The 13,039-nt window shown below is 74.5% G+C and carries 11 protein-coding genes; 3 read left to right on the top strand and 8 right to left on the bottom strand.

Annotation, left to right across the window (positions count from 1 at the left end; translation table 11 throughout):
- Positions 1 to 105: 105 nt before the first annotated feature.
- Complete coding sequence (locus tag FRANEAN1_RS11955; RefSeq protein ID WP_020460030.1) at positions 106 to 1,479, top strand: hypothetical protein; 1,374 nt, start codon at positions 106 to 108, stop codon at positions 1,477 to 1,479.
- Positions 1,480 to 1,488: 9 nt separating this feature from the next.
- Here the strand turns inward: FRANEAN1_RS11955 and FRANEAN1_RS11950 are convergent, their stop codons facing one another.
- The 5 genes from FRANEAN1_RS11950 to FRANEAN1_RS11930 all read right to left on the bottom strand — a co-directional run bounded on the left by FRANEAN1_RS11950 (position 1,489) and on the right by FRANEAN1_RS11930 (position 6,059).
- Entirely contained in the window at positions 1,489 to 3,033 is a 1,545-nt protein-coding gene (locus FRANEAN1_RS11950; protein ID WP_020460029.1) for a CoA transferase, read from the bottom strand.
- Positions 3,011 to 3,700 (bottom strand): AIM24 family protein, encoded by a 690-nt coding sequence (locus FRANEAN1_RS11945; protein WP_020460028.1) that lies wholly within the window; start codon positions 3,698 to 3,700, stop codon positions 3,011 to 3,013. Before FRANEAN1_RS11945 ends, FRANEAN1_RS11950 begins: the two co-directional genes overlap by 23 nt.
- 73 nt (positions 3,701 to 3,773) lie before the next feature.
- A complete protein-coding gene (locus tag FRANEAN1_RS11940) occupies positions 3,774 to 4,418 on the bottom strand; it encodes a class I SAM-dependent methyltransferase (RefSeq protein WP_347177225.1) in 645 nt (214 codons plus the stop codon).
- A gap of 162 nt (positions 4,419 to 4,580) precedes the next feature.
- A complete protein-coding gene (locus FRANEAN1_RS11935) occupies positions 4,581 to 5,027 on the bottom strand; it encodes an NUDIX domain-containing protein (protein WP_020460026.1) in 447 nt (148 codons plus the stop codon).
- A gap of 33 nt (positions 5,028 to 5,060) precedes the next feature.
- Entirely contained in the window at positions 5,061 to 6,059 is a 999-nt protein-coding gene (locus FRANEAN1_RS11930) for a TerB family tellurite resistance protein (RefSeq protein WP_020460025.1), read from the bottom strand.
- 342 nt (positions 6,060 to 6,401) lie between these two features.
- On the opposite strand from FRANEAN1_RS11930, the gene FRANEAN1_RS11925 reads away from it, so the two are divergent.
- Positions 6,402 to 6,758, top strand: coding sequence for a hypothetical protein (locus FRANEAN1_RS11925; RefSeq protein ID WP_020460024.1), 357 nt, complete (start codon positions 6,402 to 6,404; stop codon positions 6,756 to 6,758).
- 115 nt (positions 6,759 to 6,873) lie between these two features.
- On the opposite strand, the gene FRANEAN1_RS11920 is transcribed toward FRANEAN1_RS11925, so the two are convergent.
- Positions 6,874 to 7,776 (bottom strand): proline dehydrogenase, encoded by a 903-nt coding sequence (locus FRANEAN1_RS11920; RefSeq protein WP_041254049.1) that lies wholly within the window; start codon positions 7,774 to 7,776, stop codon positions 6,874 to 6,876.
- A 236-nt stretch (positions 7,777 to 8,012) separates the two neighbouring features.
- Here FRANEAN1_RS11920 and FRANEAN1_RS11915 point away from each other — a divergent pair, with 236 nt between their 5' ends.
- Entirely contained in the window at positions 8,013 to 9,923 is a 1,911-nt protein-coding gene (locus FRANEAN1_RS11915; protein WP_020460022.1) for an alkaline phosphatase D family protein, read from the top strand.
- A 34-nt stretch (positions 9,924 to 9,957) separates the two neighbouring features.
- On the opposite strand, the gene FRANEAN1_RS11910 is transcribed toward FRANEAN1_RS11915, so the two are convergent.
- Positions 9,958 to 11,295, bottom strand: a complete 1,338-nt coding sequence (locus tag FRANEAN1_RS11910; protein WP_020460021.1) for an ATP-dependent 6-phosphofructokinase — start codon at positions 11,293 to 11,295, stop codon at positions 9,958 to 9,960.
- 474 nt (positions 11,296 to 11,769) lie between these two features.
- A complete protein-coding gene (locus tag FRANEAN1_RS11905; RefSeq protein ID WP_347177096.1) occupies positions 11,770 to 12,930 on the bottom strand; it encodes a phosphotransferase in 1,161 nt (386 codons plus the stop codon).
- Between the last annotated feature and the right edge of the window lie 109 nt (positions 12,931 to 13,039).

Below are 13,039 nucleotides of genomic sequence, written 5' to 3'. Positions count from 1 at the left end.
CCAGCCACCCGGACCAGCCCTGGCGACGGGGCGTAGCCGTCGTGCGACGCTGAGACTGGATCGGTCCCCGCCGGGACATCGCCAAGACAGCATGGAGTGCCATCAATGCGACGTGTCGTGGACGCGGACGCGGCGCTGTTCGTGGGCTGCGCGCTGACCAACGCCCTCGGCATGACCGGGCTGGTCCGCGCCTTCGGCTATCCCGGCATGCTGAACGACCCGGCCGCGGCGACGCTGGCCGCGCTGGGCTCGCGGACCTGGACCCTCACGCTGTTCACCCTGCTCACGGCGGCATCCGCGGTGCTGCTCGTGCCGCTGACGACGCGGATCGTCCGCCTCGGGGCCGCCCCGGGCCCGGGGCGGCCGGCCGCGAACCCGAACCGGGCTGCCTGGGTGCTGCTCCTCACCGGCCTCGCCGCCGCGACCGCCATGATCTTCGAGTGGTCCTTCTGGCTCATCGGGGTGCCGCTACTCACCCGCAATCCGCCAAGACCCGGGCCGATCTCCCCCGGTGTGACCACCTTCGACGCGTTGCGCGTCACTCTTGGTGTCCTGTGCGGCGAGACGATCGGCCCGCTGCTGCTGGCCGCCTGGACCGTCCTGGTCGCGTCCCGTTTCGTCGCGTCCGTCTTCGACGACTGGTGGCCGCTCGCGCCCGCCCGTCCTGACCGTCCTGACCGCCCCGGACGCAGCCCGCTCGGAAGCAGCCCGCTCGGAAGCCGGCTCGTCGGGCGCGGGCTGGTCGAACGCGGTCGCCGCGTTGTCGCCGCGGCGGCGGACTGGCTGCGGTTGGAGGTCCTGCGCTGGGCGCGGCCCGTCCTCATCGGGAGCGGCCTCGCCTGCGCCGCGCTGCTGTTCGCGGCCGCCGTCTCGGCGGCGGGCCTGCTCCCCACGCCCCACCTGCCCGTTCTCGCCCGCCTGCTGTGGAGCCTGTGGCTGGCCGGGATCGGGGCCCTGGTCTGGATCTCGCGGGCCCGGGGAGCGGGCCCCCGGCACGGGGCGGAGGGCCACGGCGTCGTCCTCGGGCTCCCGTGGCGGGCGGGCGGGCCCCGGGCGGCCGCCCGGCCGCGCCCGTTCCAGCGCACGCCCTTCCGGTACACGGCCTACCGCGCCGCCGCGCGGAGCAGGGCGCTCCCCCGGCACCGGCCAGGCCAGCTCGACGCCGGTCCGGTGAAACTGCGGGCCGAAGTGGGCGGACTGGTCGGAACGGGCGGGAACGACGCCGTCACCGAGGCCGGCGACGAGGCGGTCGTGGACGCGGGTCCCCACGCCCGCGTCGCTCATGCCACGGCCGATGCCCACGCCCACGCCGACGCCAATGCCGGCCCCGGCCCCGGCCCTGGCGCCGACGCCGCCGCTGCCGCCGCCGCCGACGACGACGACGGGATGGATCCGCCGACCGAGATCGTCGCCGGGCTCCGGGAGGCCCGCGCGGCAGGCGACGACGAGCCCGCGGATTCCGGGTCCGCGGAGGGCTGACCCGTCCGCTCAGCCGGGCAGGCGGGGGCGGCGCGGCGCGAGCACCCGGCCCTGGGCGCCGGACTGGCGCACCGTCCAGCCGAGCTCGTCGGAGCCGGTGACCGACCAGGGCCGTTCCCCCCACCGACGCCCCGGATCGCTCAGCCCTCGGCCGCGGACCTGCGGGGCGGCGACGAAGGCCGCGACGTCGCGCATGGCGACGTCCAGCAGGGCCCCCCGCCCGGCCGCCCGGCACAGCACGACTGCCAACGCGCCGAAGAGGCCGGTCAGCGGGTCGGCGATCGCGTCACCGCAGAACACCGGGACGGAGCCGCCGGGAGCCGTCCGGTCCCAGCCGACGAGTCCGCCGGCGACGGCGGCGTCGTCACCGAAGGCGACCGGGCCGGGCCCGTGCCCGCCGGCGCCGGCCGCCCGCCCGTACCCGGTGATGCTCAGCCAGACCCGACCGGAACGGGCCCGCACCCACCGGTCGGCGTCCAGACCGAGCTGCGCGAGCGCGCGTGGCCGGGAGCCCTCGATCACGACGTCGGCCCGCTCGACGAGCCGGTGCAGCGCCGCCCGCCCTCGCGGGTCGGTGAAGTCGAACCGCTCCTCGTCCTGGCCCGCGTGCAGCCACCGGTAGAAGTCCGGGTCACCGAGCCGTGCCCCGTCCGGGCGGTGCACGCTCTCGACCTTCACAACCCGCAGGCCCATCCGCCCCAGCAGGCGGGCCGCCAGCGGACCAGCCCACAGCGACGAGAGGTCGACGACAAGGGGACAGCCGGCCCCGTTCCCACCCGCCGCCGGTCCGGCGGCCTCCCCCTGCCGGCCCGGCACCTCGCCCTGGACGGCGATGCCCTGGACGGCGATCCGGACCGGTGGCCGGGGCTCGGCCGGCTCGGCGGATGGGAGCGACGCCACGGGTAGCCCAAGCAGCCAGGCACGATCGACCAGGTCGGCGCGGTCATGGGCGGGCAGCAGGGCGGTCAGCGCCGCCCATGTCGTCTCAAGTGGGTCACTGTGGCCACCCGCGGGTGCGGTGACCTCCGCGGGATCCACGCCGAGCAGCGCCGGGAGCATCTCCACGTCGTCCCGCCGGGCGAGGTTCACCGCGACCCAGCCGTCGGCGGCCCGCAGCAGCCGGCAGCCGCCGTTGGCGGAGATCGTCCCGCCGCGGCGCAGGCCGAGCAGCGCGGCCCGGCCCGCGAGCAGCTCGGGGACGTCAACCTCGACCGCCGCACCCAGCTGCGCGGACGCGGCGCGGAGCAGCACGGCGGCCGCCCGGGCCCGCCCCAGCACCGGGGCGTCCGGCACGACCGGGACCGCCGCGGGCCGGCCGGTGAGCCACATGAGCCCGGACCCGGCCCAGTCGAGCGCGGGCCTGGCCGCGAGCGCCGCCGCCGGTCGGGCCTCGAACGGCGCGGCCTCGAAGGGCAGGGATTCGAGCGGGAGGGATTCAAGCGGCAGGCCCGCCGCGAGCAGCGCCTGTCGCAGTTCGGCTTCCAGCTCGGCCTCGGCCTCGATCTCGGCGTCGGCGTCGGCGGGGCCGAGGTCAGCCGCTCGGTTCCGCGCCACGAGCCGGGATCTCACCACACTGGACCACCACGAAGCCACCGCGCCCGCTGTACTCGATCTGGGCGAGCTCGCCGGAGGTGCGCCCGATCAGATTGCCCACCTTGAAGCTGGAGATCACCCGGGTGCGGACGCCGGCCGTCCAGGCGACTGCCGCGTCGCGATCGACGCACACCGGCTCGTCCGTCGGGAGGACGAGCGGGCTGCCCAGGCACAGCACGCCGACGCCGCCCGTTCCGGAGACCTCGGTGTTGAACACGCCGCCCGCTATCATCGCACCGATCCCGCCGGACGTCGTAGTGATCTTGTAACGGACGCCGGACTCCAGGGCGAGCAGGCTGCGGCCGTTGACCGTGATCCGGTCGTTGTCCAGGTGGAAGATCGAGATGTGGCTGCCGGACTCCGCGAACCAGACGGTGCCGCGGCCCTTGACCCGCATCAGGTCCTGGCCCTCGCCGGTGACCGCGCGCCGGAGATAGCCGCCGACGCCCTGCCCCTTGTAGGCGAAGTCGACCTTGCCGCGGTAGGCCACCATGGACCCCTGCTTCGCGTACATCTCACCGCCGTCGAGGCGGACCCGGAGCATCCGGTCGCCCTCCTCGAGCGCGAACGGCGGACCGCCGGAACTTCCCGCCGCATGCTGCCCAAGTGGTTGATTCACAGGCACCATTGAACGCCGGACGGCGATCCCCGTCACCACCGATCGACAAGGCCGGGCCGGCCGATCCGCCTCCGGGGCCGGGTCAGTCCCGGCAGTGCACGCTCACGGCGTAACCGTCCTCGGGACGGTCGGGCGCGCCGTCCCAGGTCGCGAAGCGGCGCTCGAGGGTGAGGCCCGCGCCCGCGCACCAGCGGTCGTACTCGGCGAGGCCGAAGGGCGCCTCGGGCAGCGGCAGGTGCGCGCCGTCAAGGCCGAACCCGGCGACCAGAAGGCCACCCGGGCGCAGGACGCCCGCGAGGACCCGCAGCACGTGCGCCTCCGTGCCCTCCGCGAGCAGCGGGATCACGTTGCCCGCCGCCACGACCAGGTCGAACGGGCCAGCCCGGCCCGCCGGCGCCGTGGCGCCCTGGTCGGCGAGCGCGGCGGGCAGGTTCGCGAGATCGCCGAGAATCCAGGTCACCTCGCCGGACACCGCCTTCGCCCGCGCGAGCATCGACGGGTCGACATCGACACCGGTGCATGAACAGCCCAGCTCGGCGAGCCGGATGGCGACCCGCCCGGTGCCGCAGCCGGCGTCGAGGATCCGCGCACCGGCGGGGACGAGCGCGGCGCAGAAGCTCGCCTCGCCGTGAATGTCCAGGCCGCTGGCCGCGAGGCTCGCGAACCGCTCGTCGTAGCGGTCCCCCACGGCGACGCTCGGCGCACCTCCGCCGCGCGTACCGGTCAGGGACGCCCAACGGCTCGGCGGCGCCTCCCCCGCCGGGCCGCCCGGACCAGCCCGGCCGGCCGCGGGGCCACCCTGCCCGGGAAGATCACCGGGCTGATCCGGGAAACCGCCGCGTTCGCCGGTGCCAGTAACCACCAGGCGAGATTATCGGACGGCGGAGTGTCACCTCGCGGCCGGCGCCGCTCCGTGCCAGCTCGGCTCCCGGTCGGCCAGCCAGCCGTGGATGACGTCCCGCAGGCTCGCCGGGCGCAGGTCGAGGCCGGACAGGTTGCCGATCGACACCGAGGTGATGTCGACGTCGAACTCATGGCTGCCGATCTGCGCCCCCCAGGGCAGATCGGCGGCGAACAGGACGTTGATCTCCTGGTGGCGGACGCCGCCCTCGACGTAGACGTTCTCGGCGCAGCCGATGAACTCCAGGTCGGCCACGTCGAGGCCGGCCTGCTCCTGGGTCTCCCGGCGCAGGGCCGCCTCGACGGTCTCTCCCGGGTCCACGTTGCCGCCCGGCAGGTAGAACCACGGCTGCCCGCGGCGGTTCGCCAGCAGCACGCGGTCCTGGGCGACGAAGAGCACCCGGGCGCTGATCTCGACGGGGGCGGGCGGGGCCATGAGCGCTCCAAACGGGGGGTCGATGCGGGGGGGCTAGGCGATGCGACGGGCGGAGTGCATCCCGAACTCGGCGGGGTCCAGCCTGAGCACCTGCACGGCCTCGAGGACGACCGCCTGTTCGCTGGCGACGAACTCACCGTCCACCCGCCCGATGACCTCGCCCAGATGGATCACCGCCGCCGCCTCCGTGGGCCGGTTGCGGACCTTCGCGATCTCGGCGAACGCGGCGGCCCGGCCGGCCTGCGGATCGGTGACGAGGCGCCGCAGGTGCGCGTCGAAGAGGGCCTCAAGCTCGTCCGGCGGGAAGTGCGACATGACCGGGTCGCTGGCCACGAACGCGCGCAGCCCTTCGCGTTCCGCCGGGTCGACCCGGCCGTCCGCGGCCGTCACCAGCGCGCACATCGCGACCGCGGCGTCGCGGAAGGCATTGCCGCGAAGCTCCTCCCGCCGGGCGGCGAGCTGCGCCCGCAGGGACGCGACGGAAAGGCGGCGCCCGAGGCGCCCGACCTCGCCGGCGCCCGGCGCGATGCCCCGCCAGACGGGCCATTCGTCCATGGCCCACCTACGTACCGCCGCGCCCACCGGCAGCGGGCGGATCCGCGTGGTGAGGAGCAGATCGGACTCGACGGGGGCCAGGTCGTACCCCTGCCAACCGGGCGGGACCGGTACTCCGGCCGGCCACTCGGCGGCGAACAGGATCGTCAGGGTGTGGGCCTGCCCGAGGCCGGCGGCGCTACCCAGGTCTCCCCCGGCGTGCTCGGCCGCGCCGACGAAGCGCCAGCCGGGCGGCCGCGTCGCGGACGGGCCGCCAAGGCGCCCGGCCGGCCGGCGGGCGGGGGCGGCGCCGAGGGACCCCAGGTCACCGAGGCCGGCGACGTGGCGGGCCAGCGCCTGCTCGGTGTTCTCCTCGGGCTCCACCGGGCCGCCCGGCAGCACGTGCCAGATGTCGTCCGGCGGGCGGGCGAGCAGGACGCTGCCGCCCACCCGGACGAGCAGGCGGGTCTCGAGCCGTATCGAGGCGGGCGAGGACATCGCGGTGAACCTCCCGGGGCCAGGACGAGGAGCGCGGGTGCCCGCGTGGACAGGCCGCGGGGGACATCATCCCCCAGACGGGTGGTCCGCCGGCACGGGCCGCCGCAGCCACTCGGTCACGGATGTGGTCCGACCGTCACCGAAACGGACCGAAGACGGGTCCGGGCCAGGTCACGCCTCGGCGCATCAATTCGCCGCCGTTGGTGTAGCCCGGCGCATGTCGGGCATGCAAGGAGCACGGACGAAATCTGCCTCCCGGCCCCGCTTTCGACCCGAGAGCGGCAGTAGCCGAGCCGCCGTCCGCTCATCTCACCCTGTGCGGTCCTGGAAGGGCGGTGCGACATGCGCACGGTTATCGCTGCGGCGGTCCTCGTCGTCACGGCGGGGGTGGGTTTCACCCTCGTCGGTGGCGCGGGCGGCGCCGCGTGGAGCTATGCCCTGGTGGTTCTGATCGCCGTCGGCGCTGCGTGGTTCGCCGCCCGCCTCGCGCCCGGCCGCCGGCTGGGAATGGGCGACGGCACCTGCCCGGAGTGCCGTGGTGAGGGGCGGGCCTTCTACGGCAGCGGCCGGACGACCTACCGCCGCCGCTGCCGGGCGTGTCGCGGCTCCGGCTCGGCCCCCGCCGACCTGCGGATCCCTGAGGCCCTGCTCCACCCGGGCACCCGGACCGACGGGGAGACCGTCCCGGTCCAGCAGTGACTCCCCGTCCGGCGGTGACGGAGCGCCGGTGACGGCACGAGCCGAACGGCCCTGCCCTGTCCCGTGCCCGCCGGCTCCGTGTCCGTCGCCTGCTCCGGCCGGCCCGCCCGCGGACCTACCGCGCGCGAGCCGGCCGGAGCAGGCCGTACCCGACGTACGCCCTGGTCCGGTAGCCCTCGGCGACCAGCCGCCGGTGCTCGCGGCCGAGCGTGCCCGTCAGGGCCTGGAACTCGAAGCTGTCGCGGCGGCGACCGACATGCATGGCCAGCCGGGCGGTGAGCGCGATCAGCCCCGGATCGTCCGTGGCGACCACGGGATAGCCCGGTCCGGCCATGAGGACACCCAGGGAGCTGGCGAACGCACCGCGCCAGGCAGTCGGCGCCCGGCGCGCGCCGGGCGCCGACTGCCTGGCCCGCGCGGGCCCCGGACACAGCCGGACCCGACAGCCCGGACGGGCGAGGTCCCGGCAGTCCGCCACGGTGCGGGCCAGGCCTGTCCGCAGCACGGCACCGGTCGCCGGGACGTCCCGGCGCAGCTCCGACAGGGTCACCAGCATCGCGTCGACGGCGGCCGGTTCGGCGGCGTCCAGGGGGAAGATGTCCAGAGTGACTGTGGCGCCGACCTCGCGGGCGCGGGCGCAGATCTCGGCGGCGTTCCCGTGGGCGATCTTGGCACCGTCGCGGGGCACGGCCTGGCCGACCGCAGCGAGCCGCAGACTGATGTCGAGATCGTCGGCGATCCCGGCGCGGTCGGCGAGGTCGAGCAGGGTCAGGTAGGAGGCGGTCGTGGTGCTCGCCGCCTCGGCGTCTGTCGCGATGGGCCCGACCCGGTCGATGCTCGCCAGCACCCGGGCGTCCGCGACCTGCGCGGCCCGCGCGAGCGCGTCCACCGGACCGGCTCCCGCACGGTCGAGGCGGTCGACGAGCGCCCTGGCCGCAGGAACCCGTCCGGCCAGCTCACGGGCCCGCCCGGCGGCCGGCGGCCGCTCCGCCCGGCGCTGCGTCCCGGGGCGGATCACGGCCGGCTCCGATGCGGACGAGCGCCGGCAACCACCCACGATCGTGACTGTATGGACACAGATAGAAGCCTCACGTAACCGCCGGCCGCTGTCCAACCGAACGGCCATCCGGATTACCGCGGCCGGCGACCAGGATTCCGCCAGCGGTGATCCAGTTCGCCGCGGCCGGTCACCCACCACCGCGGCGGGCCACCCCCGTTGGGCGCCTCCCACGGGGCACGGAGAGAGTAGGACTCATGACCAGCCTCCTCCTCGGACCCATGCACCGGTATGCCGGCGACCGCCACGTGTCCGTGTGGGTGGAGACCGACGAGCCCTGCACCGTCGAGATCCGGTCCGGGCTCGGGCCACGCGCGGCGGCGCCGACCTTCGCCGTCGCCGGGCACCACTACGCGCTGGTCGTGGTCGACGGCCTCGAGCCGGGCACGGCGTACCCGTACGAGGTCTGGCTCACTGCGGCGGGCGTGCCATCGCCCGACCAGGCGGTGTGCGTCTGGCCCGAGGAGGGCAGCCCGCCCAGCCTGCTGCGGCCGGTGGGTGGCGACCGTCCCGTCCGGCTGGTGTTCGGCTCGTGCCGGGTGACCGCGCCGCAGGAGAAGCCGTACACGCTGTCCCCCGGCGAGGACCCGCGTGGCCTGGGCACCGACGCGCTGCACGCCCTCGCCCTGCGCATGACCGAGACCCCGCCGGACACCTGGCCCGACGCGCTGCTGCTCCTCGGCGACCAGGTCTACGCGGACCACGTGTCGCCGGCGACCGCGGGCCGCATCCGCGCCCACCGTGACGTCACGGTGCCGCCCGGCGAGGAGATCGCGGATTTCACGGAGTACGCCTGGCTGTACCAGGAGGCCTGGTCACAGCGGGAGATCCGTTGGCTGCTCTCGACCGTCCCGACCGCGATGATCGCCGACGACCACGACGTCCGCGACGACTGGAACATCTCTGCCGCCTGGCGCGCCGAGATCCGGTCGCAATCCTGGTGGGACACCCGGATCACCAGCGGGATCATGGCGTACTGGCTGTACCAGCACCTGGGCAACCTGGATCCGCGGACGCTCGCCGACGACCCGGTGTTCACCGCGGTCACGGCGCTTGCCTCCGGCGGCGAGGACGGCGAGAACCTGCTGCGCATCTTCGCCCGGCGGGTCGACCGGATGCCGGACCTCGGAGCACTCGCGTCCGGCCAGGACCACGACACCAGCACCGCGGTCGGCGGCCACGCCGGCGCCGGCCACGACACCGGTGACCTGGCCGGCGAGCGTCCCCCGACGCCGCCGCGCTGGAGCTACCGGTGGGACCTCGGCCGCACCCGATTGATCGTCATCGACTCCCGCTTCGCCCGCGTCGTCGCCCCCGACGGGACCCGCGCCATGGTGCACGACGCCGACTGGTCCTGGATCCGGGAGCAGACCCGGCACACCGGCGAAGTCGATCACCTCCTGCTCGGGACGTCCGTGCCGTACCTGCTCACCCCGACGATCCACAACGTCGAGGCGGTGAGCGAGCGGCTGGCCTCAGGCCGCTTCGGACGGGTCGCGGCCGCTGGGGCGGAACGCCTGCGGCAGGCGCTCGACCTCGAGCACTGGGCCGCGTTCAGCCACTCCTTCATCCGGATGACCCAGCTGCTCGGCCAGGTCTCGACCGGTGAGCACGGCCCGGCTCCCGCGAGCGTCGTCGTGCTGTCCGGGGACGTCCACCACGCCTATCTGGCCAGGGCGGAACCCGCCCGCGATCCGGTCGCGGCGAGTCGGGCACCGGCCGACCCAGCCGCCGGTACGCACCTCACCGCAAGCCATGCCGGCACGACCGGCACCGCCACCGGCAGCGCCATCAGCGCCGCCGGTGGCGAGTCGGCGGTGTGGCAGGCGGTGTGCTCGCCGTTCCGCAACCCACTCGGCCCCGGTATCCGCCGGATCGACGCGCTCTCCCGGCGCCGCCCGCTCGCCGCCGTCTCCAGCCGGGTCGCCCGCCTGCTCGGCATGCGGGGGCAGCCCGTGCGGTGGAAGGTCACCCACGGGCCGTGGTTCGACAGCCAGCTGGCCACCCTCGTGCTCGACGGCCGGCACGCGACCATGCTCCTGGAGAAGACCGAGCCGGACGGCGAACCGGGCGGCCTGGACGAGGTCATGCGCGCGACGCTCAGCTGACCGTCCGGCCGCCGCGGGACACGGCCGACGCCGGTCAGCCGAAGCGGTAGGGCTGGCCGGTGGCCTCCAGGACCGACATCCACAGATCACCGGCCGGGTCGACCTGGTTGCGCTGGCTGACGGCAAGCGCGATCGGGATGTGGATGAACCGGCGGCGCCAGCGCCCGACGACCATCTCCGTGCGCCCGGACATCGCGGCGTGGACCGCCGCGTGCGCCAGCCGGATCGTGTAGACGTTGTCGTACGGGTTCGCCGCCACGCTGCGGATGTGGTAGCTCGGGTCGATGTACTTCAAGTTGAGCTCGGCGCCGCGGGCGGCGAAATCCTCGGTGATCCGCCGGGAGAGCTCCGGGCCGATGTCGTAGAGCTTGCGGTTCCCCGAGGCGTCGGACGACTCGGGCAGGCCGGCGACCAGGTCCTGCCCGGCGCCCTCCGCCACGACGACGACGGCATGGCCCCGCTTCTCGACCCGCTGACGGATGTAGGCGAGCAGGCCCCGCTCCCCCTCCAGGGTGAAGGGCAGCTCCGGGATGAGCACGACGTCCGCATCGCTCTTGGCCAGCACCGCGTAACAGGCGATGAAGCCGGAGTGGCGGCCCATCAGCCGGACAATACCGACCCCGCCGGGAGCCGAGGTCGCCTCGGCGTACGCGGCGCGGATCGACTCGGCGGCCTTCGCGAACGCGGTCTGGAACCCGAAGCTCTGGTCGATGTAGGGGATGTCGTTGTCGATCGTCTTCGGGATGCCGACGACCGCGATCTTCTCCCCGCGCTCGGCGACGATGCCGGCGATCGCCCGCGCACCGCGCAGCGTGCCGTCACCGCCGATCACGAACAGGATGTTGATGTTCATCCGGGAAAGGCAGTCGACGATCTCTGCCGGGTCCTGTTGGCCGCGGGAGGTGCCGAGGATCGTGCCGCCGTCCTCGTCGATGTTCGCCACCCGCTCCGGGGTGAGGTCGACGACGCTGTGCCCGTACTTGGCGATGAAACCCTGGTAGCCGTGCCGGAACCCGAAGATCCGGTTCACGCCGTAGTGGTTGGTCAGCTCGAGCACCAGCCCGCGGATGACGTTGTTCAGGCCGGGGCAGAGCCCCCCGCAGGTCACGATCCCCACCCGGGTCTTGGACGGGTCAAAGTAGATCTTGCGGCGCGGCCCGGCGGGCTCGAAGCCCGGCAGCTCGTCCAGCGGCACCTTCCGCGCGGAGATCATCGAAACGGTGTCGTCGAAGAGGACCTTGTCGCCCTCGTCGATGTAGTGCTGGGTCGTCGGCCGCGCACCGAGCAACGGGAGCAGCGGCGAGTCGATCCGGCACGGGCCGAGCTTGCGGACATCCAACTCGGCGCCGTCGACGGTCAGCGGCTCGTCCACGGCCCCCCGATCCCGACACCGCTACGGTCCCCCGACGCCCGACTGGATCGGACCACGATCGCCCCAGCTCCCTTCCGGTTTCTCGGACCGAGCGTACCGGTCTGGACGACTCGCCCACCGGCGACGTCGGCTGGGCAACCCGGTCATCGCGCGGCGGACACCAACCGATCACCACCGCGCAAGGTGGATGGTGTGCAACCGACACCTCGCGGACATACCCAGGACGACCTCCGGACAGGCCCCCGCCCCCACAGGACGAGGACCGAAATCCCACCGACGTCCCACCGAAGCCCCGCGGTGTTCCCGCCAGAGCCCGGCCGCCGGCACTCCCGGCCGCACCAGCCCACTGCCTCCCCACCACCATCCATTCCCGTCGCCCCGGGACGCGACGCCCCCCGGCAGCCCCCGCTGGACAACCGTGGCGGCCCGGTGACACCCAGGACTCACCCACCCGCCGCGCTGCAACGAACAGGGCTACGGACGGGAGTGGTGCGCGAGGTCCGGCAGCAGGGTGCGGGCGAGGTAGCGGTCGGCGAGCGCGGCGGTGTCCCGGGCGTACACGGCGGCATCGGGGACGGCGTCGGAGTGCGGGTGGGTACCTAGCCAGGCGACGAGCAGCAGCCGGCGCAGCAGAACGAGCGTCGGCACGACCGCGAGGTCCGCCGGCCCGAGCGGGCGGTGGGCTCGGTAGGCCTCCAGCCAGGCCGCGACCAGCGCCGGCAGGGCGGGGCTGTGCTCGATGAACGACAGCGCCGCGGCGAGGTCGTAGAGGTACCAGCCGAAGCCGCAGTCGTCAAAGTCGATCACGTGGATCACCGCACCGGACCGCCCGGCGGCCGCACGGTCGGCGGCCGGGATCTCGCCGGCCAGGCCAGGGGCTCGGGGCATGACCGGCCGGGCCACGAGCAGGTTGGCCAGGCGCATGTCCGCGTGGATCAGCCCGAAGCGGTCCGACCCGCGGCCATAGGCGGCGAGCCCGCGCTCCACCTCCGCCGCGGCCGGTTCGAGCATCGTGACCACGCGCTCCGCCTCGCCGGGCAGCACCGCCGCCACCCCGGCGCGCCAGCTCCCCCAGCGCGCCCCCGGCCCGAGCGTCGCGTGCCAGGACCAGGCGAAACGGCTGAACCCGGAGGGCCGCGACCAGCGGGCGGCGTGGTCGTGCATCCGGCCGGCGATGTCCCCAAGGAAACCGAACGAGGAGATCAGCCCGGCGGTGTCACCGAGCTCGGGTGAGACCCCGTCGACCCACTCGAACAGCACCGCGTGCCGGATCGCATCCCCCGACCGGACCGTGGTCACCACAGATCCGAACCGGTTCGCCACCACGGGTGGCGTGGCGACCACTCCCTCGGCCCGAAGCGCCGCCACCCAGGCCAGCTCGGCGACGATCTCCGCGGCATCGTGATAGCCCGGCCTGTGCAGCCGCAGCGCCCAGCGACGGTCCCCGGCGACGTCGTCGATCCGGTACGTCATGTTCTCGGAGATGTTGACCAGGACCGGCACCGGGGCCGGCCCCAGGTCGTACGCGGCCAGGACGTCGGTAAGCACCCCGGCGAGCTCAAGCAGCTCTCCAGTGACCACGCCGGCCCCGCCGCCGGGTTCGCCGGTACCCACCGTGTCCGTCCCCCTCACCACCCAGGTCCGTCAGTGGCCCGCTGTCCGACCGTGGCCCGCTCGAGATACCCGCCCCGCCCGGCGCGCGTCACAGCAGGGCCGGCCTTCGCGGATGCGGCACCACTCGGGG

The sequence above is a fragment of the Parafrankia sp. EAN1pec genome, assembly GCF_000018005.1.
In the GTDB taxonomy this organism is placed as follows: domain Bacteria; phylum Actinomycetota; class Actinomycetes; order Frankiales; family Frankiaceae; genus Parafrankia; species Parafrankia soli.
This window is presented reverse-complemented; position numbering and strand designations above follow the sequence as displayed.

What these genes read in the sequence shown, in the direction of transcription:
- FRANEAN1_RS11955 (WP_020460030.1), top strand. Translation starts at nt 106, where the DNA reads ATGCGACGTGTCGTGGACGCGGACGCGGCGCTGTTCGTGGGCTGCGCG.
- FRANEAN1_RS11945 (WP_020460028.1), bottom strand. Translation starts at nt 3,700, where the DNA reads ATGGTGCCTGTGAATCAACCACTTGGGCAGCATGCGGCGGGAAGTTCC.
- FRANEAN1_RS11935 (WP_020460026.1), bottom strand. Translation starts at nt 5,027, where the DNA reads ATGGCCCCGCCCGCCCCCGTCGAGATCAGCGCCCGGGTGCTCTTCGTC.
- FRANEAN1_RS11930 (WP_020460025.1), bottom strand. Translation starts at nt 6,059, where the DNA reads ATGTCCTCGCCCGCCTCGATACGGCTCGAGACCCGCCTGCTCGTCCGG.
- FRANEAN1_RS11925 (WP_020460024.1), top strand. Translation starts at nt 6,402, where the DNA reads ATGCGCACGGTTATCGCTGCGGCGGTCCTCGTCGTCACGGCGGGGGTG.
- FRANEAN1_RS11915 (WP_020460022.1), top strand. Translation starts at nt 8,013, where the DNA reads ATGACCAGCCTCCTCCTCGGACCCATGCACCGGTATGCCGGCGACCGC.